Genomic DNA, 24,402 nt, shown 5'->3' with positions numbered 1-24,402 from the left:
CTGTCGTTTCAGGGCGTGCGCAGCGGGGCACGGCTTTTGCTGTTTCCCGCATCCGTGGTCTTGCGCAGAAGGGCAAGCAATTGCGCGCGTTCTTCGGCGTCGAGGCCGCCGAGGATGTCGTCCTGCAACGCGCGCACCACGGGGCGGGCGCGGGCGAGCAGATGGTCTCCGTCGGGCGTGATAAAAAGCACCCGCGCGCGGCGGTCCCGGGGGCTGATATCACGCCGGATGTTTCCCTTGGAGGCAAGGCGGTCCACGACGCCGCCCAGTGTCGTGACATCATAGGCGATGGCGCCGGCCAGTTCTGCCTGGGTCATTCCGGGGCGGCTGGCTATTGCGGATAGGGCCGCGAACTGCACCTGAGTCAGGTCGATCCCGGCGGCTGCCATATGATCGGTGAAGACGGCCACGGATATCTGGTTGAGGCGCCGGATCAGATGACCGGCCATATTGTAGAGTTCCGCCATCGAGTTGGTTCCTTCTTTCCGAAAGGAGACACCAAAACCACGCGATTGACAAGCATGCCAATAATCAGCATGCATATTAAAGAGCCGGGGAGGAAGACATGCCGCAGTCGCTTGGAACGCTCGAAGATCTGCCGGAGGATTATCGCGCCGACTTGGCGGATGCCGGGGTTGCGCCGCTTTGGCCGATGATGCGCAATGTGCTTCCACATGGGCGTCCCAACGCCGTGACGCAACCGGGGTTTTGGGATTACTCCGTGATCCGCCCCTTGCTGTTGAAGGCCGGGGAACTGACCCCCGTTGAAAAAGCCGAACGCCGGGTTCTGGTTCTGTCCGATCCGGGGCGCGGGGTGGGGGCGATGCAGGCGACGGCTTCGATCTATCTTGGCCTGCAACTGCTTTTGCCGGGCGAAACGGCGCCTGCACATGTGCACACGCCTTCGGCGGTGCGGATCGTGATCGAGGGCACGGGCGGCTATACGGTGGTTGACGGAGAAAAACTGCCGATGGAGGAGGGCGATCTCGTGCTGACGCCGGGGGGCGAATGGCATGATCACGGGCATGAAGGCAGCGGACCCGTGGTCTGGCTTGATGCGCTGGACCTGCCGCTGTTTCACTATCTGGAAGGCTCGTATGCGACCGAGGGGGCCTTGCAGGCGCAGCGGAATCGCCCGGACGCCAGCCAGGTGGAATACCTTGCGTCGGGGCTGGCACCGACCCGCAGGGCGGATGGCGCAGTGCGGCGTTATCCGATGATGCGCTACCCGTGGGCGCGCGCCAGGGCGGCGCTGGACGCGATGGCGGCACATGGCGACGGAGACATCGCTGAACTGGACTATGTAAACCCCGAAACCGGTGCGGACGTCTTGCCGACGATGGGGTTTACGGCCATGCGGATCGAGGCCGGGCAGGTTTGCACCCCGCCCCTGCGGTCGTCTTCCGGGGCATATCATGTGATCGCGGGGCAGGGCGTGGTCGAGATCAACGGGACACGTTTTGAATTTGGGCCGAAGGCGACGGTCACGGCACCGGTGTTTGCCGATATTCGTATCGCGGCGAGCGAGACGTGTTACATGGTGCGGGTGCATGATCGTCCGCTTCAGGAAAAGCTTGGATATTACGAGGAGCGCGCGAAATGAGTGACTATCTGTTCGACACGGCAAAGGTTTTCTCGATTCCGGTCCGGGGGGAAACGGCCTCCTATCCGGTTGGGCGCATCTTTTGCGTGGGGCGCAACTATGCCGCCCATGCTGCCGAGATGGGCGGTGAAGTGGATCGCGAGGCGCCGTGGTATTTCACAAAGGCGGCGCAACATGGGGTGTTGAGCGGGGCCAGCGTGCCTTATCCGCCGGGAACGTCCAATTTCCATTATGAGATGGAGCTGGCCTTTGCCATTGGCGCGCCGGTGTTCCGGGCCAATGCGGAGGAAGCTGAAAGGGCGATCTATGCTTATGGGTGTGCGCTTGACATGACGCGGCGTGATCGCCAGCAGGATGGCAAGGACAACCGCCGCCCCTGGGATCTTGGCAAGGATGTCGAGGGGTCTGCCGTGTTCGCCCCCATGACCCGCGCAGCCGACTTCGGCACCGTGGCGGATCAGCGGATACACCTCGAAGTGGATGGCGAGCCCCGGCAGGATGCGCGTCTGAGCGAGATGGTCTGGTCCTGTGTCGAGGTGGTCAAGCACCTGTCGCACTATTACCATCTGCGTCCCGGTGACGTGATCCTGACCGGTACACCGGCCGGGGTCGGCCCGGTTGAGGCCGGGCAGACCATTACGGGCGGGATCGACGGGTTGGACCCGATCAAGCTTGAGATCAGCTCACCTGAATAAAACGTGGCAATTGGGGCGTGCGTGGCGGGTAATGCCGTGGCTGCCCGCGCCTTGGTTTAAGCGCGGGCCGCAACGGCAGGCGCCGATCTAAAAAAGCGTGCAAACGCGCTTGATAGTTACAAAATCAACTAATAATTCGGGCGCAGTGCAATTGATTGCATTGTTAAGTGTCGGTTCATTTCCTATCGGAAAGGGACATGGCGCTGAGCGAATGAAACCGGGCGCCATTGCAGCGTGGTTTGGGAGCGGCGTTTGAACGCAGGGATGCTTCCGGCACAAAAAGGTCATTGACCGACTGGTCGGTCATAAATAGGAATTGTGCGGACGCCCCGACCCCAAAAGGGTGGGTGACCTGGGAATCAGGAGTGGCGCCGGGACAGAGACCCGGTTGTGGAGGAGACGATATGTTGAAACTCATGGAGCGGCTGGCCCGGCTCATGGCGATATTCGGGGGGATCGTGCTGACGGCACTGGTGATCCTGACATGCCTGAGCATTCTGGGGCGCAGCCTGAACACGATTGGTCATTCCGACTGGTTGACCGGCCTGTCACAAGGGGTTGCCGATGCGTTGTTGGCAACCGGCGTGGGCCCGATCAATGGCGATTTCGAGCTGGTCGAAGCGGGCGTCGCATTTGCGATCTTTGCCTTCCTGCCGGTCTGCCAGCTTTATTGCGGGCACGCCACGGTGGACGTGTTCACATCTATGATGTCGCGCAGGGTCAACAAGATTCTGATCACCTTCTGGGACGTGATCCTGAGTGCGGTGATCATTCTGATCACGGCACGCCTTTATGAAGGCATGATGAACAAGATGAGCTATGGCGAGACCTCGTTCCTGCTGCAGTTTCCGGTCTGGTGGGCCTATGCGCTGAGCTTTTCGGCGGCTGTCGTGGCCTCGATCACAGCTATCTATTGCGCGGTTGCGCGGGTTCTCGAACTCGTCACCGGACGCAAATTCCTGCCCATGTCTGAAGGAGCGGTCCATTGAGCATGCTTGAACTGGGCTACATGTCCTTCCCCGTACTGCTGGTCATGATCTTTCTGCGCGCGCCCATCGGGCTTGCGATGATGCTGTGTGGCCTTGGCGGGCTTTACTTTGCCATGGGCGGGCCGAACATGTTCATGGCCAAGCTGAAAAGCGAAACCTATTCGACCTTTTCGAGCTATTCGCTGACCATCATTCCGATGTTCCTTCTGATGGGGCAGTTCGCGACCCTGTCGGGCATGTCGTCGTCGCTGTTCAAGGCCGCTGAAAGCTGGCTTGGGCACAAGAAGGGCGGCGTGGCGATGGCGTCGGTCGGGGCCTGCGCCGGCTTCGGCGCGATCTGTGGCTCGTCGCTGGCAACAGCGGCCACGATGAGCCGCGTGGCGCTGCCTGAACTGCGCCAGTACGGCTATGCCGGGGGCTTTTCCACCGCGACGCTGGCCGCCGGGGGGACGCTGGGCATCCTGATCCCGCCGTCGGTGATCCTTGTGATCTATGCGATCCTGACCGAACAGAACATCGCCAAGCTGTTCCTTGCGGCCTTTGTGCCGGGTATCCTGGCGGCGATTGGCTATATCCTCACCATCTCGATCTATGTGCGCGTCAATCCCAAGGCGGCTGGCACCCGCGCACCGATCCCTTATGCCGAGCGGATCAAGGCGCTGATTGATGTGTGGCCGGTTCTGCTCGTTTTCGGGCTTGTTGTGGGCGGTATCTACCTTGGCTGGTTCACCCCGACCGAAGGCGCGGCTGTTGGCGCGGCGGGCACCGGTGTGATCGCGCTGATCTCAGGCAACCTGAGCTGGAAGGTCTTTGTCGACAGCATCATCGCCACGGCGATGAGCACGGCGATGATCTTTTTCATCGTGCTGGGGGCAGGGTTCTACAATTCGTTCCTCGCGCTTTCGCAGGTGCCACAGGAGTTGGCGGGCTGGATCGTTGGTCTGGGGCTTTCCCCCTGGACGGTGCTGGTCATTATCCTGGCTTTCTACCTTGTCTTTGGCTGCCTGATGGACAGCCTGTCGATGATCCTGCTGACGATCCCGATCTTCTTCCCGATCATCAGCGCGCTGGACTTTGGCATGACGCCGGAACACGTCGCGATCTGGTTCGGTATCCTTGTACTCATCGTGGTCGAGGTGGGGCTGATCACGCCACCGGTGGGGATGAACCTGTTCATCATCAACGCCATGGATCGCACGACCCCCATGTCCGAGACCTACAAGGCGGTGATGTGGTTCGTGACAAGCGACCTGCTGCGGGTGGTGATTCTGGTGCTGTTCCCGGCAATCACGTTGTTCCTGATCCCGTAACAGGCTGAAAACATGGAAAGAGAGGCGCTGCCTCTCTTTCTTTTTGACATATTAGTTATGAAGTATAATCATTATAGTGAACCACGAGTGGGGAGCCGCATATGACCGGGAACATGCTGAAGGTCGAGATCAGTGACGATGGCATCGCCACGCTGACTATGAACCGGCCCGAGAAACGCAACGCCATGTGTGACGCGCTGTTTGGCGAGATCGACGCGTTCTTTTCCAATGTGCCCGAGGGCGTGAAGGCGGTGGTGTTGACCGGGAGCGGGGGGCATTATTGTTCCGGGCTGGATCTGAGCGAACACGTGTCGCGGGACGCCGAAGGGACCATGCGCCACTCCCGCAACTGGCACGAGGTGCTGGACAAGGTGCAATATGGCGGGCTGCCGGTTGTGTCGGCCATGATGGGCGCGGTGATCGGCGGCGGGCTTGAGATTGCCACGGCGACTCATGTGCGCTTTGCCGAGCCTTCGACGATCTTTCAACTGCCCGAGGGGCGGCGCGGGATTTATGTTGGCGGTGGCGCGTCGGTGCGGGTGGGGCGTATTCTTGGCGCCGACCGGATGATCGAGATGATGTTGACCGGGCGCAAATATGGCGCTGAGGACGGGCAGGCGCTTGGGCTGACCCATTATGTTGTGGGCGAAGGCGAAGCGCTGGCGCGTGCGCAGGAGATGGCGCGCCAGATTGCCGGGAATGCGCCGCTGTCGAATTATATCATGATCCAGGCGCTGAGCCGCATCGAGGACATGGACAAGGCGGGCGGGCTGTTCACCGAAAGCCTGTGTGCGGCGCTGACCCATACGAGCCCCGATGCGGTAGAGGGCCTGCAGGCCTTCCTGCAAAAACGCGCGCCGAAATTTGGGTAAACCCATGGCAAAGCGACAGGTCAGGGAAGAGGCGGAACCGGTTGCAGTGTCAGATGCGGCGCTGACACGGTTTCTTGGATATCATCTCAAACGGGCGCAGACCGTTCTGATGGGGGACATGAACGCCGCGATTGCGCCTTTGGGCCTGCGCATGATCACCTATTCGGCACTGGCCATGGTGGCGGAAAATCCCGGTCTGCGCCAATCGCATCTGGCGGACGCGCTGTCCATCGAGCGGCCCAATCTGGTGGTGATCCTGGACGATCTGGAGGAGCGCGGGTTGATCTCGCGGGATCGGGTGCCCACCGACCGGCGGGCCTATGCGCTGATGCCGACATTGGCGGGGCGCAAACTCTATGAGGAGGCCACGGCGGCCGTTGCGGCGCATGAAGCGCGGATGCTGGCCGGGGTGAGTGCAGAGGATCGCGCGGCCGTGCTGCGCGTGCTTGGTGCGATCCGGCATGGCAAGGGAGGAGAGGAACATGGCTGAGCTGTCGAAATACCAGCCCCACAGGGTCACGCTGGAGACCCGGGACGACGGGACGATGCTCTACCGGTCGGGATATGACATGGGGGACAGCGTGCGCCGGACGGGAGACTGGCTGCATCTCTGGGCGAAGGAAGCGCCCGAGCGTGTCTTTCTTGCCGAACGCAGCGGCGCAGGCTGGCGCGAGGAGCGCTATGGCGCCGTGCTCGACAAGGTGCGCGCGATTGCCGAGGCGCTGTTGGCGCGGGGGTTGAATGCCGAGACACCGATCCTGATCCTGTCGGGCAACGGTGTGGATCACGGGTTGCTGTCGCTGGCTGGGCAGTATGCAGGCATTCCGACGGTACCCGTGGCCGAACAATACTCGCTGATCCACGGCGCGCATGGCCGGTTGCGTCATGCGATTGAGCTGATCCGCCCGAAGATGGCCTATATAGTCGATGCGGACCAATATGGCGAGGCGCTGGCGCTGGACGCGTTCGAGGGGATCGACATCGTTGCCAGCCGCACCCATGGACGGCCCGGTGTCACGGCTTTTGATGACTTGCTGCGGGGGGATCGCGGCGTTGATGTGGACGGGGCGTTTGACGCGCTGAGGCCCGAGAGCGTGGTCAAGATCCTGATGACCAGCGGGTCAACCTCGGCCCCCAAGGGGGTGATGACCACACATGGCATGATGTGCGCCAATCAGGCGATGATCGCCGATGCGCTGCCCTTTCTCAAGGCGCGCCCGCCGGTGATCGTGGACTGGCTGCCGTGGAACCATGTCTTTGGCGGATCGCATAATTTCAACATGATGCTGGCCAATGGTGGCGCGCTTTATATCGACGAAGGCAAGCCAGTGAAGGGCTTGTTTGAGCGCACGGTCGAGAACCTGCGCCTGAAAACCGGAACGCTGAGTTTCAACGTGCCGGTTGGGTTCGGCCTCTTGCTTAAGGCGCTGGAGGGCGACGCGGGGCTGCGCCAGCGCTATTTCGAAGACCTCGACATGATCTTTTATGCCGGCGCGTCGCTGCCGCAGGATATCTGGGACGGGTTGCAAGCCATGGCGCGTGAGGTGCGGGGGGATGTGCCGTTGATGACCTCGTCCTGGGGTCTGACCGAGACCGCCCCGGCGACCATGATCCAGCATGAGCCGACCGAACGATCGGGCGTTGTGGGTGTGCCGATGACGGGGGTCACGCTCAAACTGGTACCGGATGACGAGATGCGCTGTGAAGTGCGGGTTAGGGGGCCAAACGTGATGCCCGGTTACTTTCGCAACATTGAGAAGACGCAGGAAGCCTTTGATGAAGAGGGGTTTTTCCTGACCGGAGACGCGATGCGCTTTGTCGATCGGAACGATCCTGCGCGGGGGATGCGGTTTGACGGACGTATTTCGGAAGACTTCAAACTGTCGACCGGCACATGGGTGCGCGCCGCACAATTGCGGCTGGACATGCTGACCTGCCTTGCGCCGTTGGCGGCCGAACTGGTGATCACGGGGGCGGATCGTGACGAGATCGGCGTGATGGTTTTCCCCAATTTGGCCGAGCTGGAAGCCGAAGGCTTTGACATGGCCGAGGCGGATGGTGCGCTGTCCGATGCTTTGCTGCTGGGTGAAATCCGGCGGCGTCTGGCGGCGCGGGACCGCGAAGTGTCGGGCAGTTCGAGCCGTGTCGCCCGTGCAATCGTGTTGGCCGAACCGGCCTCGATGGCCGAGAGCGAAATGACTGCCAAGGGCAATCTGAATTACCGCCGCATTCTAGAGCGTCGCAAGGCGCTCTTGGACCGGCTTTACGCCGCCGAGGACGCGGCCGTTGTGCGCATTTGAGGCGAGGCTGCCTGTCTGATCGGACGGGTGCCTACGCAAGTGACAAGGAAAGAAAACATGGTCGACATCACCAAGGTCCGCGCGATCGACATTCACACCCATGCAGAAGAGCCCTGTGGCTGTCATCCTGACGACGGCTATGACGATCTGCAGTCCACCATGGCGTCCTATTTCGGGGCCCCCTGGAAACATCCGCCCACGGTGCCGGAAACCGCCCAGCATTACCGCGAACAGAACATCGCTGCCGTGATCTTTCCCGTCGATGCCGAGCGCGAGACCGGCTATCGCCGCTATGCCAATGAAGAGGTGGCGGAACTGGCCGCGGAAAATGACGACGTGCTGATCCCCTTTGCGTCGATCGACCCTTGGAAAGGCAAAATGGGTGTGCGCGAGGCGCGGCGGCTGATGCGGGAATTCGGCATCAAGGGGTTCAAGTTCCATCCCACGATGCAGGGGTTTTATCCCAACGATCGCATGGCTTATGCGCTTTACGAAGCCATTCAGGACGAGGGCGGCATTGCCCTGTTCCATACCGGGCAAACGGGTGTCGGTTCGGGCATGCCCGGGGGCAACGGGATGCGGCTCAAATACTCGAACCCGATGTACATGGATGACGTGGCCGTGGATTTCCCGGACCTCAAGATCATTCTCGCCCATCCCAGCTTTCCCTGGCAGGAAGAGGCGTTGGCCGTGGCCCAGCACAAGCCCAATGTCTATATCGATCTCTCAGGCTGGTCGCCCAAGTATTTCCCTGAGATTCTTGTACGTTACTGCAACTCGATCCTGCGCAAGAAGGTGCTTTTTGGCTCGGACTGGCCGATGATCACGCCGGAACGCTGGCTGAGTGATTTCGAAAAGATCAACATCAAGGACGAGATCCGCCCCGACATCATCAAGGGCAACGCGGCCCGGCTTCTGGGGTTCTAGGCGGCTCTTGTGCTTAACCTGTTAAGGCTGCATCATGGCGGCAAAACGGGGAGGGGCACATGGGGTTAAGGTTTTTCTCGGACAAGGCGCGGCCCGTGCATATGGGGCCGTATCCGCTTGAACGCTTGGCGCGGGGGGCATTGCCAGACCTCGCGGCGTCCCCTTTTGATGCGCCGTTGAGCTTTCATCGTCCCGAACATCCCGAAAGCATCGTCAACGCCATGGGCGAGTTTCAGGCGATGATGGATGCCATCCGGGACGGGCTGGTTAATCCGGTTAAATCCGGCGTGCCGTCCGATCCTGTGGAACGCGCCAACCATCTGAAAGCATTTGGCTATTTTAACGACACGTCGATGGTGGGTGTTGGGCCCGTGCCGCCTGTCGCGCTGTTGGAAACGCCCCGCCGCAACCCAGATATTGATCGGTTGGCCGACGCGCTCAAGACGCGCCAGACCAAGACGCTGGCCAGCGGAATCGACGTAATCATGGCCGATCTGAAGGACAGTATGGAGGCACCGCCTTCGGGCATCGAGGGGCAGAACAACAGCATCGTGTTCCTCGTCGAACATTGGCGCGACCCCGAGCGTGGAGAGCCGGGCAGCGACTGGATTCTGGATGCACAGGATCATCGGGCCTGTTTGCGGGCCACGGAAACGGCCGTGGTGATCGCCAATTATATCAGGCTCTTAGGGTTCAATGCTAAGGCGCATACCGCCACGTCGAGCGATGTGGATCTGGGGCGGCTTGGCGTAGCAGCAGGATTGCTCAGCGTCGAAGGCGACGCGCTGGTGGCGCCCTGGCTGGGGCGGCGGTACGGGCTGGCTGTGGTGACGACGGACATGGCACTGGCGCATGATGCGCCTCTGAAGCCAATGGCAGAGCAACCGTGGTTTCGCACGCAAGGGCCGGCGTGGTGGCTCGGCAAGGGCTTTGCCAAATCGGCGTTGAACCATGACCCGTTCCGCAATCGCGACTATGCCATGGGCGCGCATCCCTTTGAGCGGCTGAAGCGGGTGGAGGACCCGACCACCTATATTGACGAGGCGCGTGTGGCGCGGGTGCCGAAGCGGGCGGATATGTTCGCCCGAGCGCAGTTTGGCGACATGGGCAAGACCCTTCAGGACAATGCCAAAGGCGGGTATTACGCCCGCAAGGCAGCGCCGAGTTTCGCCCAGAGGCGGGCGCTTGGGGCCTTTGTCCTGTTGCAGGACGGTGAGAGCGCCAACGTCAAAAAACCAACGGATTCAGTGCGTAACGCGGCGAACCTCAAAGCGGCGACCTATTTTCTGGGAGTGGATGCCGTCGGGCTCAGCCGGTGCCCGGATTGGGCTTGGTACAGCCATGACGCCACTGGCGAAGAGATCACGCCGCCCCATGACCAGGCGATCAGCATGATCGTGGACCAGGGCTATGAGACCATGGAAGGCGCCAGCGGGGATGACTGGATCTCCGTGGCGCAGTCGATGCGGGCCTATCTGCGGTTTTCGCTGCTTGGGGGGGTGATCGCGCAGCAGATCCGCAACCTTGGCTACAAGGCCAAGGCGCATACCGTCATGGACGGGGAGGTGTTGCAGCCGCCCTTGTTGCTTTTGAGTGGATTGGGCGAGGTGAGCCGGATTGGTGAAGTAATCCTGAACCCCTATCTGGGGCCACGACTGAAATCTGGGGTTGTGACCACGGATATGCCGATGGACCATGACCAACCCATTGATTTCGGGCTGCAAAACTTCTGTGAGAACTGCAACAAATGCGCGCGGGAATGTCCGAGCGGGGCGATCACTGCCGGGCCGAAGCTGATGTTCAACGGCTATGAAATCTGGAAATCCGACAGCCAGAAATGCGCCACCTATCGGATCACGACCCAAGGCGGGGCGATGTGTGGGCGGTGTATGAAAACCTGTCCGTGGAACCTAGAGGGGCTGTTTGCCGAGGCGCCGTTCCGCTGGGCGGCCTCGCATATGCCGTCATTGGCGCGCCCCTTGGCCAAGCTGGATGACATGGTGGGCAATGGCGGGCTCAACCAGGTCAAGAAATGGTGGTGGGACCTCGAACTGGGGGCGGACGGGGGGTATCACCCGACCGAGCATGAGGTGAACCGTCGTGGGTTGCAGACCGATCTGGACTTGAAATACGAGGATCAGACGCTGGCCGCTTACCCGGCGCCGATCGCGCCGCATCCGTGGCCATACCCGTTCCCGATGGATCGCGAGGCCGGGATTCAAGCTTATGAATCAATGGTTTCCGCCGAAGAATACAAACGCCGGATTGCCGCTGGCGACATGACTGTTGTGCATCGTTATGCAGTGGCCGGAGATGCGCCGGTGGTGCGGGTGACGCTTTCCAAGGTCGAGAAGATGACCGCGGATGTGACCAAGTACGAGTTTTCTTCGCTGGACGGGACGCCGCTGCCGGAATGGACGGCGGGGGCGCATCTGGACGTGCTGGTGGCGCCGGAATTCCTGCGTCAGTACTCGATGTCGGGCGATCCCAAGGACCGCAGCACATACCAGATCGGGGTGCTGCGCGAGGACGAGGGGCGCGGCGGGTCGCTGTTGATGCACCGGATTTTCAACGAAGGTCGTAAAGTTTTCGTAAGCAAACCGATCAACCATTTCGAGCTGGAGGAAAGTGCGACAAAGACCTTTCTGATGGGGGGTGGGATCGGGATCACGCCGATGATCGCCTTTGCTCATCGACTGCATGATCTGGGCAAGGATTTCGAGTTACACTATTCGGCCAGCCGGGAAGATGGCGCCGGATATCTAAATGATCTCAAAGAGATGTCGTGGAAAGATAAAGTGTATCTGCACTTCTCCGACAAAGGCACGCGCGCCGATCTTGATCAGGTTCTGAGCGGGTACAGGGCGGGATGGCATGTCTATACCTGTGGCCCGGACCGTTTCATGGACGGTGTGATGGCGGCAGCCGAGCGGCAGGGCTTTCCCGAAGAGGCGCGGCATCTGGAGTATTTCAGCGTCCCGGAACAGCCCGACTATGAGAATCATGATTTCAAGATTCGGCTGAAGGATGGTCGGGAACTTGTTGTTCCTGAAGATAAAATTGCAACGGATATCTTGGCGGAGAACGGCATCCACGTGGATGTGAAATGCGCGGACGGGATTTGTGGTGTCTGCAAGTGCGGGCTGGTGTCAGGCGAGGTTGAGCACCGCGATTTCGTGTTGTCAAAGAAACAGCGGGAAAGCGCGATTATCCTTTGCCAGAGCCGTGCAGCGGAACCGGGCGGGGTGATCGAAATCGACCTTTGAACACGAAAATACCGACGTCGGTAAGACGTCGGTATTCTATCGGTATCGTGTCGGTGTCGGCTTTCCGGTCAGTGCGACAAGAACACCGGCACCTTGGATTGTGCCATTACGTCTGTGGTCACACCACCAATCAGGTTGTGCTGGAAACGCGAATGTTCAAATGCGCCCATGACGATCAACTGGGCGCCGACCTCTTCTGTGGTTTCCAGAACCGTCTGCGCAATCGAGCGATGACGGGGGCGGCGGACGAGTTCGGCGTCGATGCCGTGGCGCTTGAGGTTGCGCAGCAGGATGTCGGTGCCCGGCACCTCTTCCTTGCCCACCTCAAGGACGCTGACGCGGGCCTTGTCTTCGAGCACGTCCATCGCATCACCAAGGGCGCGTGCAGCGCAGCGTTTGCCGTCCCAGGCGATCAGCGCGTGATCGGAGAGTTTCTTGGCCTCGAATGCGTCCGGCACGGCGAGAACCGGGCGCCCCGAATAAAGCGTAAGCGAATCCGGGTCCGCAGCGAGGTGCTCTTCGCCGGTTTCGGGGGCGATGGCCGTCACGATCAGGTCGAAATGGCGGGCAAAGGCCGAGAGCGACTGTCCGTCGGCGGCTTCCAGGCCGATGAAATCAACCCGCGCCTCAAGCCCGGCCAGGGCTGCCTTTGTGGTGAAGACTTCGTTGATTTCGGCCATGCGGTCGGCATCGGCCTTGGCGAACATCTCCATGACGTCCGGCGGAACCTGGCCGGCAAAGCGGCGCTGAATGGCGGGAGTGCCGTGGCGCACGACACCCGTCAAAAATCCGTCGTGATACTTGGTGACGTTGATGGCGTATTTGAGTGCGGCGCTGCGCGTGGACTCGCCGCCATAGGCGACCAATATGTTCTTGATGCTCATCAGTTTTCCCCGAATGCGTAGGTGTTCGGGAAAGGGAAGCACCTGAAAATGTAACTTGCAAGTAAGGACTTGCCGTCGGGGCACCTAATTGCGGAGCAGTTTTCGGGTTTCAACGGCGATGATACCCTCTTCGTCGGTCGGGATCACATGCGCGGCAAGGCGGCTGTCGGGGGTGGTGATCCGGGACGCATTTGCGGCGTTGGCGCCTGCGTCCATCGTGGCACCAAGCCAAGCGCAGCCCTCAAGGATACGGGCCCGGATCTGGGCGCTGTTTTCACCGATGCCGCCGGTAAAGACGAGCGCGTCCAGCCCGCCTAGCGTGGCGGCAAGGGCGCCGATCTTCTTGCAGGCCTGGTAGACAAAAAGGTCGATCGCCTCGCTGGCGGCGGGGGCGTCGGAGGCGAGAAGGTCGCGCATGTCCGAGCTGATCCCCGAGACACCCATGAGGCCCGAGTCCGAGCCCAGCATGTCTTCGACCTCGGCAACGGTCATGCCGCGGTCGCGCAGCATGTGAAAGATCACGCCGGGATCAAGCTCGCCACAGCGCCGCCCCATCACCAGCCCATCCAGCGCGGTGAAACCCATGGTGGTGGCAGCGCTCTGGCGGTTTTCCATGGCGCACATCGAGGCGCCATTGCCCAGATGCGCCACGATCACCTTGCCATCGGGCTTGTCCAGAACGTCGGGCAGGCGGGTCGAGATATAGTGATAACTGAGCCCGTGAAAGCCATAGCGCAAAACGCCATCGTCGCTGAATTGCCGTGGAATCGCAAAGAGTTGGGCAATCCGCGACTGGGTGCGGTGAAAGGCGGTGTCAAAACAGGCAACCTGTGGAACCTGTGGCCAGCGGCGGGCCACGGCGGCGATGCCGGCAAGGTTGTGCGGTTGATGGGCGGGGGCAAGGGGCGCCAAGCGTTCCATCCGGGCGATCGCGTCTTCGGTGATCTGGGCCGGTTCGGCGAAATCGCGTCCGCCATGGACCACGCGATGGCCCGCCGCGATGATCGAGAGCGCGCCGTGTTCTTGTTGAAGGTGGGCCAGCAACCAGTCGAGAATGTCTGCATGGGTGGCGTCGCCCGGCAGGGGCAGGGGCGTGTCCACCCCGTCGCAGGCATGTTCCGGCCCAAGGCCGATGCGGTCGATCTGGCCATGCAGCAGGCGGGGAAGGTCGGGCGAAGCGCCGTAAAGCGCGTATTTGATGGATGAACTTCCGGAGTTGAGAACGAGGATCGCGTCGCTCACATCAGGTCCTTTCCGAGCCGATCATGCACAAGAAGCTGTGCCAGTGCCGCCGAAACCAGCCGCGATAGCGTGCCGTCGGCGCGCGAGGTTAGCATGATCGGCACCCGCGCCCCTAGGACCAGTCCGGCACTGTCGGCCCCTGCCAGATACATCAGCTGCTTGGCGATCATGTTGCCGGCTTCGAGATCGGGGGCGATCAGGATGTCGGCGTCGCCAGCTACGTCGGACACGATGCCCTTGGCTTTGGCCGCGCGTTTCGAAATGGCGTTGTCAAAGGCGAGCGGGCCGTCGAGCAGACCGCCAGTGATCTGACCCCGGTCGGCCATCTTGCAGAGCGCGGCAGCTTCGACCGTGGAAGGGATCTTGGGATAGACCGTTTCCAGCGCCGAAAGGATCGCAACCTTGGGCTGATCCACGCCGATGGCATGGGCCAGTTCGATGGCGTTCTGCACGATATCGGCCTTGCACTGCAGGTCGGGAAAAATGTTGATCGCCGCGTCCGAGATCAGCAGCGGCTTGGGATAGCTCGGCACATCAAGCACAAAGACATGGCTCATGCGGCGTTCGGTGCGCAGCCCCTTGGTCTTGTCGATGGCGGCTTGCATGACCTCGTCCGTGTGCAGCGCGCCCTTCATCAGCGCCTGAGCGCGCCCCTCGCGCACGAGGCAAACGGCCTTTTCTGCGCTGTCATGGCTATGTTTGGACGGGACGATTTCGAGCCCGTCGAGGGAGAGATCTCCCTCTGCGGCGGCAGCCTTGATACGTTCGGAGGGGCCTACGAGAATCGGTGTGATCAGCCCGTTGTCACGGGCGGCGAGCGCGCCGGTCAGGGAGGCCACGTCACAGGGATGCACGACGGCGGTGGCAATGGGATCAAGCGGAGCGGTGGCTTCGAGCATCTTTGCGAAGCTGTCTTTCTGTGCTTTCAGATCGTCCAAAACGTCTCTCCTGCTGTATTTGTGGGTTCGCCTGCTGGCAAGGTGCCGGTGGTCCGTGTCATCGCTATGACATTGGGTCGGCTCAGGCTTCGGGGGTGAAGCCGCCAAAGGCGCGTTGGGCAAAAACCAGAGGTGCGCCGTCATTCAACGTCACATGGGTGACTTCGCCCACCACGATGGCGTGATCGCCTCCGTCATGCACCGCCTGCGTGCGGCATTCGAACCGCGCAAGGCAGATGTCGATCAGCGGAACGTCATAGGCGCCGGAATGCCATTTGGTCTGGTCGAACGCGTCACCGCGACGGGCAAATTCCAGCGCCAGCGCCTTTTGGTCGTCGCGCATCACGTGGATGGCAAAGCGGGTGGCGGCGGCAAAAAACGGGTAGCGCTGTGAGTTCTTGGCCGCCGACCAGAGCACCAGCGGCGGATCAAGAGAGATCGAGGAAAAGGAATTGGCCGTCATGCCGATCGGCCCCGAGGCGGTCGACGCGGTGATCACGGTCACGCCGGTGGCAAAGCACCCCAGCGCGTCGCGATAAATGCGCTGGTTTTCCGCCGTGGGATCGAATTCGGGAGCCATATTCATGATTGTCCTGCGTCGCGCCTCTCACCCTCATGTGCGACGATTTGGCTGGGGTTGCAAGGGGGCGGGGAAAATCGGTCGCCAGGTGTGGGGCGAAGAGCGCGGTTTGGACCGGGCGGGGGCGCTGCCCCCAGTCGCCCGGGGGCGACTCCCCCGGAGTATTTCTGGCAAAATGAAGCGGCGGGTATCGCGTCAGTTCAGGTCTTCGAGCAGGCGGCCATGTTTGCGGGTCTGTTCGAGAACCTTGCCGAACGTGTCATAGCCGCGCGAGGCCAGCATGGGCAGCATCCGGCAGAGCACTTCGGCGGTGGCCTGCGCGTCCCCCAGAGCAGTGTGGCGCAGGTGGTCGGGGATGGTCACTCCGAGCCGGTCGCAGAGCGCATCCAAAGTGTGGGTTTCAGAGGCGCCGAACAGCACCGCCGACAGAAGCACGGTGTCGAGGATCGGGTGGTCCCATTCGATATCCATGCTCTTGGCCTGACGGCGCAGGAAGGCCATGTCGAAAGGGGCATTGTGGGCGACGATCACCGCACCGCGCGAAAAGTGGTGGAATTCACGTGAGACCTGTTCGATGTCGGGCGCCCCGGCCACCATGGCGTCGGTGATGTGGTGCACCTTGGTCGAGGCGGGCGGGATCTTGATGCCGGGATCGACCAGTTGGTCGATTTTCTCACCCGGCACGATCCGGCCCTTGACCACGCGCACCGCGCCCAGCTGCACAACCTCGTCCTTATGCGGTAGCAACCCCGTGGTTTCGCTGTCGAACACGACATAGGTCATGTCGGTGATCGGCGTCACCATGATGTCATCTGCGGGCTGCTGATCGAGCAGGTCGAAATCATACACCAGCGGGCGTTCGGCATCCGGCGTGATCTTGGCGTGTTCGTCGTCGATCAGGATCATGTAGCCCTTGGCCGCACCCATCGGTTTGAGCCGTGCATCGAAGGTGAGCTTGTTGGCGGCGCCTTCGGCGGTGAAAGACACGTCCATCCCGGTCTTGACCAGTTTCTGGTAGGCGCGTTCCAGCGTTTCCTGTTTGAAATAGTCATAGATCGACGCGTTGAGACGCGGTGTCGCGATCTGGCGCAGCACTTCGGCGGCCTGTCCGTCGTAGAGCACGATCTGGTTGGAAGGGCTGACCAGGATCATCGCCACGGGCACCTCGGTCAGCAGGGCGGTGAGGCGCTGTTTTTCCAGCGTCAGCCGTTCCGTTTCAAGCGCCACCATCTGCGCCGTGCTCAGCGCGGTTTCGTTGAGCTGGGTCGAGACCGCCTCGGCCGCCGGGGCGAGATCGCCGAGGTAACGGGCGGCATGCTTGTCCACATCAGCGTTGACCCCGGCATGGGCGCGGGTGCGCATGGCGGCGGCGAGTCGTTCGATCGGTTTGGCGACGTTTTCGTCAAACAGGAGCCAGATGCCCACCGAGAGACCCAGAAGCCCGAACCCGGCAAGGATACCGGCCAAAAGGAACCCCGAGGCCACCCCGTCGTTCAGGGCGCTGCGATAGCCGAAATAGAGCGCCAGGCCCACGATGATCGTTCCGCCGATCCCGATCAGGGCAAAGAAGAGCAGGATGCGAATGCGCAGGGAAAGGTGCTGGAACATGGGTTACGCCTCGCAGATGGATGTCAGCAGCGGGTCGGTTTCGGCAACCGGTATCCAGTCCGCACCGATGACTTCGCCGTTGTCATTGAATTCAATGGCATCGACGAGCGGCGCGCGGCGGTTCTCGACACAGTCGACCATGACGGTCATTCGGTTGAGCGGCGACCAGCGACCATAAAAAAACAGGTCGGCCATGCGCATGTCAGGCAGGTTCTGGTTGGTGCGCACAGAAGCCGTATCGAGCGCAACGAAGCGTTCGGTATAGGGCCAGGCATAGGTCCAGGGGCGATAGAACGCCTTGCTTTCCACGGTTTGCACCACGGAAAACCCTTCGGGTAGTGTGTCCCGGGTGCGGTCGTACCATCCATATTCGCTCGAGATGGTGGCGGCGATCATGGCGGCACCGGCGGCGACCGGGGTCAGCCATTTGGGCAGGCGGCGCCCGGTCAGGCGGTTGATCAGCATCATCAGGCCAGCGCCGGCAAGACCCGCGATGAACGTGGCGACGAGTTCCAGGAACATGGTCGTCCTCCCTTTTGGGTTGGCGCGGCCGCGGTTGTCTCCTCGTACCGGGGCCGCGCGGAAAGTGTCAGCTCAGCATGCCACGGCCATGACCGATGGCGGATTGCAGCGATTTCACGACCACGAATGCGTCGCGCAGATGGCTGCGTTCGAAATCGGAAAGGTCCGAGGGGCTAAGGTAGTTGTCGGGTTTCTGGCCCTTTTTGACGAGGGCCACCTGATGTTCGAGCCGGGTTTCGGCGATCAGGTCATAGGCATCCAGCAGATCGGCCGCGCCCGAGCTGCTCAGCACACCTGCGCTTTCGGCGGCTTCAAGGCGGGCGCGGGTGTTGACGGCGCTCAGGCGGCCCTGAAGCGCATAGACACGGCCGAGGTCGACGATGGGCACGACACCGTTGGCCTTGAGGTCGAGCTGGTTCTTGTGCTCGCCGGAACGGATCGTGGCAAAGCCGCGCAACAAGCTCAGCGGGGGCTGGTGCTTGAGCGAGTTCGAGACCATGTGGGCCACGAAGATCGAGTTCTTGGCCGCCGCGTCGAGCGTGCTTTCCTGAAGGTTTTCGAACAGGTCGACATGGCCGCCAATGGGGCGCAGATCGAACATGACCGAGGCGAGCATCTGGGCTTCGGGATCGGGTTTGTTGATCCAGCCGTTGAAATAGTCTTTCCAGACGCGCACCGGCTGACACCAGCGCGGGTTGGTCGCCATCATGTCGCCGGGGCAGTAGAAATAGCCACAGACATCCAGACCATCCGAGACGAATTTTGCCAGATCCGCGAAATAGCCGGTGCGCATTTCGTCGGTGACACTGTCATCAAGGATGAGGCAGTTGTCCTGGTCCGAAACGCCGGTCTGTTCCTGACGCCCTTGCGAACCGCAGGCCAGCCAGAGGTAGGGCACGGGTGCGGGGCCGAGTTTTGCTTCGGCCAGCGCTAGCAACCGGCGCGTCGCGGTATCGGCGATGTCGGTGATCAGGCGGGTGACGATCTCGTGGCGGTTGCCGCCCGCGACAAGCTGCACGAGAAGCTGGGGAATGCGAGCGGTGACGGCGGCCATCTCCTCGGCGGTGTCGGCACGGGCGATTTCGGACACGAGTTCGGCAGAGGACACGGCCTGAAAGCGGGTCAGGTCGGTCTGGGTGACGATGCCGACAAGCTGCCCGGCATCCACGATCGGCACGTGGCCGATGCGGTGTTCCATCATCGCGTGCAGCACGTCGGACCCGATGGCCGAAGACGGCAGCGTCAGGGGAGACCGGGTCATGATCTCGGAAATGGCGGTGTCATAGGGCAGGGCGGGCGCCATGACCTTGGACACCAGATCGCGGTTGGTCACGATGCCCTGAAGCGCGCCGTCCTGTGCGATACAGAGCGACGAAATCCGGTGTTCGCGCATCATCTGTGCCGCGTGCTGGGCCGTGTCATCGGCCGCGATCGTGACCGGGTCATGCGCCATAAGCGTGTCGACCCGGCTTGTGGCGAGGTCGTTCTGTTCCTCTTTGCGCGAGCCGCGCGAGCGGTCGAAGAACCGCTTGGCAGACGGGTAGGTTTCCACCAACGCGTGGAACTCGTCCGCAGGCAGCATCAACAGGATCGAATGGGCATCCGCCGTGGCGCTGGTGACGGCGACGCCGTCACGCATCAACCCGCGTTCGCCAAACGAGTTGCGCAGACCCAGATGGGACACGACAACGCCGTTTTCGTCGGACACTTCGATGGCGCCCTCGTAGATCAGAAACAGGCCGCGCAGTTTCTCGCCCAGTTCATAGACAGAAAATCCCTGTTCGACCTCCCAGGCCTCGAACTTGGCGGCCAGTTCGGGGAGCACTTCGGGGGGCAGCGAGTCATAAGGGTGAACCGAATGAAGAAAGCGGGAAATCTGGTCCTGAGTCAGCGGCATGGCGCACACCTTTGAAAAGAAAAGTCCCGCCCGGAATGCACCGGGCGGGACGTGTTTAGCAAGAGGGCGGGGGGTCGCAGTTGCACCCCTCGCATAGCCGCTATCAGTGGTCCTGAGCCGCGCCGGCCCCTTTGGGGATACGAACGCTTTCCACCAGGTCCTTGATTTCCTGCGGGGTCTCTTTGGTGGCGCCTGCAACGAGGTAGGCGACAGCAAAGTTGACGGCTGCACCGATGGCGCCGAACGAGGTCGACTTGACGGTGCCCAGCAGCGGATCAGCATCCGTGAAGCTGTTGGTGCCAGGTACAAAGAACCAGCCTTTGTGCAGGAAGATGTAGACGAGGGTAACGCTCAGACCAGCCAGCATACCAGCAACGGCGCCGGTGTTGTTGATCTTGGTCGAGAAGATACCCATCATCAGCGCCGGGAAGATCGACGCAGCAGCCAGACCGAAGGCCAGAGCCACGGTTTGCGCGGCGAAGCCCGGAGGGTTCAGACCGAGATAGGTTGCAACCGCGATGGCCACAGCCATGGCTACACGTGCCGACAGAAGTTCGCCTTTTTCCGAGATGTTCGGGTTGATGGCGCCCTTGATGAGGTCGTGCGACACGGCCGAGGAGATTGCCAGCAGAAGGCCGGCAGCCGTCGACAGAGCAGCAGCAAGACCACCCGCAGCCACCAGACCGATCACCCAGGAGGGCAGGTTGGCGATTTCAGGGTTGGCCAGAACCAGGATGTCACGGTTGAACTTGGTCAGCTCGTTGCCTTCCCAGCCTTTTTCAGCCGCTTTGGCCTGCATTTCAGCATTTTGATCGTTGTAATACTGAATTTTGCCGTCGCCGTTCTTGTCTTCCCAGTCCAGCAGACCGGTTTTCTGCCAGGTGGCCATCCAGTCGTAACGGGCCTCGTTTTCGATCTGTTCAACCGAAACCGCTTCGCCGTTGGTGCCGTTGGGCCACATCATGTCCGTGATGTTCAGACGCGCCATGGCACCCACTGCCGGAGCAGTCAGATACAGCAGGGCAATGAACACCAGCGCCCAGCCAGCCGACCAGCGTGCGTCAGCAACGCGCGGCACGGTGAAGAAGCGCATGATCACGTGGGGCAGACCCGCGGTACCGATCATCAGCGACAGGGTGAAGAGCACCATGTTGAAGGTGTCGGCGTGGTGTGCGGTGTACTCGTTGAAGCCCAGTTCCTGAACGATGGCGTCCAGCTTGGCCAGCAGAGGTTCGCCCGAGGCAACGTGGTCGCCAAACAGACCCAGTGCCGGGATCGGGTTGCCGGTCAGCTGCAGCGAGATGAAGATGGCCGGGATGGTGTAGGCCATGATCAGTACGACGTACTGAGCTACCTGGGTGTAGGTCACACCTTTCATGCCGCCGAAAACGGCATAGGCGAACACCACACAGGCGCCGATCAGCAGGCCAGCAGTGTTGCTGACTTCGAGGAAGCGGCCAAAGGCCACGCCCACGCCGGTCATCTGACCGATCACGTAGGTGGTCGAGGCAACGATCAGACAGACAACCGCCACGATACGTGCGGTCTGGCTGTAGAAACGATCGCCGATGAATTCCGACACGGTGAACTTGCCGAACTTGCGCAGGTAGGGCGCAAGCAGCAGTGCCAGAAGCACGTAACCACCGGTCCAGCCCATCAGGAAGGACGAGTTGTCATAGCCGGTGAAGGCGATGAGGCCCGCCATCGAGATGAACGACGCAGCCGACATCCAGTCAGCGGCGGTGGCCATACCGTTGGTTACAGGGTGAACGCCGCGGCCTGCAGCGTAAAATTCAGATGTGGAACCCGCGCGGGCCCAGATCGCGATGCCGATGTAGAGCGCAAAGGACGCGCCAACAAACAGCAGGTTGATTGCAAACTGACTCATTGTTTGTGTGTCCCTTTACTCTTCCTCAACGCCATGCTCGGCGTCGAGTTTGTTCATCCGCCAGGCGTAGAAGAAAATCAGCGCCAAGAAGACCAGGATCGACCCTTGCTGGGCAAACCAGAAGCCCAGGTCAGTGCCGCCAACGGCGATGCCGGACAGCATCGGACGCAGCAGGATGCCGAACCCGAAAGAGACCAGCGCCCAGATGACGAGGCTGATCAGAATGATCCGCACGTTCGCGGACCAGTATGCAGTGTTGGATGAGTTGTCGGCCATTATGGCTCCTCCCTCGTTTCCGTTTCCTCCACAAGTTAGCGCGGGTCCCCCCGCGCGCCCTTGCACTTCCCCTTTACGCGGTCGCCGATGCGACGATCGCGCTCAGATTTCCTGCGATCGCGTCGATATCGCCCATGGCGTCGACCCGTTGCAGGGTGCCCTTGCCGTCGTAGAAGGCAATGAGCGGTGCCGTCTGCGCGTGGTAAGCCTCAAGTCTGCTGGCCACGGTTTCGGCATTGTCGTCGGCACGGCGTTTCATTTCCGTGCCGCCGCATTTGTCGCAGACGCCATCCTTGGCGGGCTGCTTGAATTCGTCGTGATAACCTTCGCCACACGCGCCACAGGTGTAGCGGCCCGAGATGCGTGTCACCATGGCGGCGTCTTCCACATCAAGGCTGATGGCGGCGTTGATTTTCTGACCCGATTCCGCGAGCAGCGCGTCCAACGCCTCGGCCTGCACCGTGGTGCGCGGGAACCCGTCGAGGATCACGCCCTTCGCGCAGTCTTCATCCCCAAGGCGGTCACGCAGGATGGCGATGACGATCTCGTCACTGACGAGATCACCGGCTTCCATGACGGCCTTGGCGGCCTTGCCTGCCTCGGTTCCTGCGGCCACGGCGGCGCGCAGAAGGTCGCCGGTCGAAAGCTGCACGAGGCCGAATTTCTCTTCGAGCATGCGGGCTTGTGTGCCCTTCCCGGCGCCCGGAGGGCCGAGAAGGATCAGAACGGGGGCGGTGGTTTTGTTGGTGTCCAGCATCCGCCCTTACCCCTTGTTCATGCGGTTTTCGATGAGGTCGTCGACGACGGAGGGGTCAGCGAGTGTGGATGTGTCGCCGAGGGCGCCGTAGTCGTTTTCGGCGATTTTGCGCAGGATGCGGCGCATGATCTTGCCCGAGCGGGTTTTGGGCAGGCCGGGGGCCCACTGGATCAGGTCGGGCGAGGCGATCGGGCCGATCTCGGTGCGCACCCAGGTGCGCAGTTCCTTCATCAGCTCGTCCGACGGCTCCACGTCGTTCATCAGGGTGACATAGCAATAGATGCCCTGGCCCTTGATGTCATGCGGATAGCCCACCACGGCGGCCTCGGCCACGGCGGCATGCGCCACCAGCGCGCTTTCGACCTCGGCGGTGCCCATGCGGTGGCCCGAGACGTTGATCACGTCATCGACGCGTCCCGTGATCCAGTAATCGCCATCGGCGTCGCGGCGACACCCGTCACCGGCAAAGTAATAGCCCTTGTAATCCGAGAAATAGGTCTTCTCGAAGCGCTCGTGATCGCCCCAGACGGTGCGCATCTGGCCCGGCCAGCTGTCGGCGATGCAGAGCACGCCCTCAACCCCGTTGCCCTCGATCCGCTCGCCCGACTGCGGGTCGAGCACAACCGGGTGCACGCCAAAGAACGGCTTCATCGCCGAACCGGGTTTGGTCGCATGGGCGCCGGGCAGGGGCGTCATCATGTGGCCGCCGGTCTCGGTCTGCCACCAGGTGTCGACGATCGGGCAGCGCCCCTTGCCAACCACGTCATTGTACCAGTTCCAGGCCTCGGGGTTGATCGGTTCGCCCACGGTGCCGAGGATGCGCAGATCGGAAAGATCGCATTTCTCGACGAACTCGTTGCCCTGGCCCATCAGCGCGCGGATCGCGGTCGGCGCGGTGTAGAACTGGTTCACCTTGTGCTTTTCGCAGACCTGCCAGAAGCGCGAGGCATCCGGGTAGGTCGGCACGCCTTCGAACATTACGGTGGTGGCGCCATTGGCGAGCGGGCCATAGACGATGTAGCTGTGGCCCGTGACCCAGCCCACATCCGCCGTACACCAGAAGATGTCGCCCTCGTGATAATCGAAGGTGTATTGATGCGTCATCGCCGCATAGACAAGATAGCCGCCCGAGCAGTGCACCACGCCCTTGGGCTGTCCCGTCGAGCCGGAGGTGTAGAGGATGAAGAGCGGATCCTCGGCACTCATCTCGGCCGGTTTGCAGTAGTCGTTCGCCTCCAGCGCCATTTCGTTATAGTCAAAATCGCGATCGGCAATCCACGTGGTCTGATCGCCGGTCCGTTTTACCACCAGGCACTTAACAGAGTCCTTACAGTGCAGCAGTGCCGCGTCGGCATTGGATTTGAGCGCGGTCTTGCGCCCGCCGCGCGGCGCGGTGTCGGCGGTGATCACGACCTTGGCGTCACAGCCGTTGATGCGGGCCGCGAGCGCGTCCGGGCTGAAGCCGGCAAACACGATCGAATGGATCGCGCCGATGCGGGCACAGGCCAGCATGGCATAGGCGGCCTCGGGGATCATCGGCAGGTAAATGACGACGCGGTCGCCCTTGCGCACGCCCAGTTCCTCGAGAATGTTGGCAAAACGGCAGACGCGGGTGTGCAGCTGTTTATAGGTGATGTGCTGCGCCGCCTCGTTGGGATCGTCGGGCTCAAAGATGATCGCGGTCTGATCGGCGCGGGTCTCCAGATGCCGGTCGATGCAGTTGGCGCTGACGTTCAGCGTGCCGTCCTCGAACCACTTGATGTCGATCTCACCGGGCGCGAAGGACGTGCTCTTGACCTTGGTGAACGGCTTGATCCAGTCGATCCGCTTGCCATGCTCGGCCCAGAA

General features: G+C 61.7%; 21 protein-coding genes. 9 read left to right on the top strand and 12 right to left on the bottom strand.

Translation table 11 applies throughout. The features are described from left to right. Positions 1 to 8 precede the first annotated feature (8 nt). Positions 9 to 467: a MarR family winged helix-turn-helix transcriptional regulator gene (locus BMZ35_RS07815; protein ID WP_093092731.1), complete on the bottom strand. Its 459-nt coding sequence runs from the start codon at positions 465 to 467 to the stop codon at positions 9 to 11. 98 nt (positions 468 to 565) lie between these two features. On the opposite strand from BMZ35_RS07815, the gene BMZ35_RS07810 reads away from it, so the two are divergent. From BMZ35_RS07810 to BMZ35_RS07770, 9 genes are all read left to right on the top strand, one after another. Continuing rightward, positions 566 to 1,603, top strand: a complete 1,038-nt coding sequence (locus BMZ35_RS07810; protein WP_093092729.1) for a cupin domain-containing protein — start codon at positions 566 to 568, stop codon at positions 1,601 to 1,603. Continuing rightward, positions 1,600 to 2,298: a fumarylacetoacetate hydrolase family protein gene (locus BMZ35_RS07805; RefSeq protein ID WP_093092727.1), complete on the top strand. Its 699-nt coding sequence runs from the start codon at positions 1,600 to 1,602 to the stop codon at positions 2,296 to 2,298. Before BMZ35_RS07810 ends, BMZ35_RS07805 begins: the two co-directional genes overlap by 4 nt. A gap of 404 nt (positions 2,299 to 2,702) precedes the next feature. Continuing rightward, a complete protein-coding gene (locus BMZ35_RS07800) occupies positions 2,703 to 3,287 on the top strand; it encodes a TRAP transporter small permease (RefSeq protein WP_093092725.1) in 585 nt (194 codons plus the stop codon). After that, positions 3,284 to 4,597 carry a TRAP transporter large permease gene (locus BMZ35_RS07795; protein WP_093092723.1) on the top strand — a complete coding sequence of 438 codons (1,314 nt, stop codon included), beginning with the start codon at positions 3,284 to 3,286 and terminating at the stop codon, positions 4,595 to 4,597. Before BMZ35_RS07800 ends, BMZ35_RS07795 begins: the two co-directional genes overlap by 4 nt. 101 nt (positions 4,598 to 4,698) lie before the next feature. Next, positions 4,699 to 5,469, top strand: coding sequence for a crotonase/enoyl-CoA hydratase family protein (locus tag BMZ35_RS07790; RefSeq protein WP_093092721.1), 771 nt, complete (start codon positions 4,699 to 4,701; stop codon positions 5,467 to 5,469). Positions 5,470 to 5,473: 4 nt separating this feature from the next. Continuing rightward, a complete protein-coding gene (locus tag BMZ35_RS07785) occupies positions 5,474 to 5,959 on the top strand; it encodes a MarR family winged helix-turn-helix transcriptional regulator (RefSeq protein ID WP_093092719.1) in 486 nt (161 codons plus the stop codon). Next, a complete protein-coding gene (locus tag BMZ35_RS07780; protein WP_093092717.1) occupies positions 5,952 to 7,769 on the top strand; it encodes a feruloyl-CoA synthase in 1,818 nt (605 codons plus the stop codon). The genes BMZ35_RS07785 and BMZ35_RS07780 overlap by 8 nt, the downstream gene beginning before the upstream one ends. 57 nt (positions 7,770 to 7,826) lie before the next feature. Continuing rightward, positions 7,827 to 8,696, top strand: a complete 870-nt coding sequence (locus BMZ35_RS07775; RefSeq protein WP_093092715.1) for an amidohydrolase family protein — start codon at positions 7,827 to 7,829, stop codon at positions 8,694 to 8,696. Positions 8,697 to 8,755: 59 nt separating this feature from the next. Next, the gene (locus BMZ35_RS07770; RefSeq protein WP_093092713.1) at positions 8,756 to 11,962 is read left to right on the top strand and encodes a 2Fe-2S iron-sulfur cluster-binding protein; all 3,207 of its coding nucleotides are present in this window, start codon (positions 8,756 to 8,758) and stop codon (positions 11,960 to 11,962) included. Positions 11,963 to 12,030: 68 nt separating this feature from the next. On the opposite strand, the gene BMZ35_RS07765 is transcribed toward BMZ35_RS07770, so the two are convergent. From BMZ35_RS07765 to acs, 11 genes are all read right to left on the bottom strand, one after another. Beyond that, complete coding sequence (locus tag BMZ35_RS07765; RefSeq protein WP_093092711.1) at positions 12,031 to 12,846, bottom strand: universal stress protein; 816 nt, start codon at positions 12,844 to 12,846, stop codon at positions 12,031 to 12,033. An 84-nt stretch (positions 12,847 to 12,930) separates the two neighbouring features. Next, entirely contained in the window at positions 12,931 to 14,088 is a 1,158-nt protein-coding gene (locus BMZ35_RS07760) for an acetate/propionate family kinase (RefSeq protein ID WP_093092710.1), read from the bottom strand. After that, a complete protein-coding gene (locus BMZ35_RS07755; RefSeq protein ID WP_242654736.1) occupies positions 14,085 to 15,026 on the bottom strand; it encodes a bifunctional enoyl-CoA hydratase/phosphate acetyltransferase in 942 nt (313 codons plus the stop codon). Before BMZ35_RS07755 ends, BMZ35_RS07760 begins: the two co-directional genes overlap by 4 nt. 82 nt (positions 15,027 to 15,108) lie before the next feature. Further along, positions 15,109 to 15,612, bottom strand: coding sequence for a flavin reductase family protein (locus BMZ35_RS07750; RefSeq protein WP_093092706.1), 504 nt, complete (start codon positions 15,610 to 15,612; stop codon positions 15,109 to 15,111). A gap of 189 nt (positions 15,613 to 15,801) precedes the next feature. Further along, positions 15,802 to 17,214, bottom strand: coding sequence for a 3'-5' exonuclease (locus tag BMZ35_RS07745; protein ID WP_093092704.1), 1,413 nt, complete (start codon positions 17,212 to 17,214; stop codon positions 15,802 to 15,804). A gap of 3 nt (positions 17,215 to 17,217) precedes the next feature. Further along, entirely contained in the window at positions 17,218 to 17,736 is a 519-nt protein-coding gene (locus BMZ35_RS07740) for a hypothetical protein (protein WP_093092702.1), read from the bottom strand. A gap of 67 nt (positions 17,737 to 17,803) precedes the next feature. Further along, positions 17,804 to 19,633, bottom strand: coding sequence for a DUF294 nucleotidyltransferase-like domain-containing protein (locus BMZ35_RS07735; protein WP_093092700.1), 1,830 nt, complete (start codon positions 19,631 to 19,633; stop codon positions 17,804 to 17,806). 103 nt (positions 19,634 to 19,736) lie between these two features. Further along, positions 19,737 to 21,521 carry a sodium:solute symporter family protein gene (locus tag BMZ35_RS07730; protein WP_093092698.1) on the bottom strand — a complete coding sequence of 595 codons (1,785 nt, stop codon included), beginning with the start codon at positions 21,519 to 21,521 and terminating at the stop codon, positions 19,737 to 19,739. 15 nt (positions 21,522 to 21,536) lie between these two features. Next, positions 21,537 to 21,797, bottom strand: coding sequence for a DUF4212 domain-containing protein (locus tag BMZ35_RS07725; RefSeq protein WP_093092696.1), 261 nt, complete (start codon positions 21,795 to 21,797; stop codon positions 21,537 to 21,539). Between the two features lie 73 nt (positions 21,798 to 21,870). Next, entirely contained in the window at positions 21,871 to 22,554 is a 684-nt protein-coding gene (locus BMZ35_RS07720; RefSeq protein WP_093092694.1) for an adenylate kinase, read from the bottom strand. Between the two features lie 6 nt (positions 22,555 to 22,560). Then, the coding region (gene acs / locus BMZ35_RS07715; protein WP_093092692.1) for an acetate--CoA ligase at positions 22,561 to 24,402 on the bottom strand (1,842 nt) is incomplete at its 5' end.

Source organism: Shimia aestuarii, assembly GCF_900114635.1.
Lineage (GTDB): Bacteria > Pseudomonadota > Alphaproteobacteria > Rhodobacterales > Rhodobacteraceae > Shimia > Shimia aestuarii.
The sequence above is the reverse complement of the archived record's forward strand: the minus strand, read 5'-3'. Positions and strand labels throughout refer to the sequence as shown.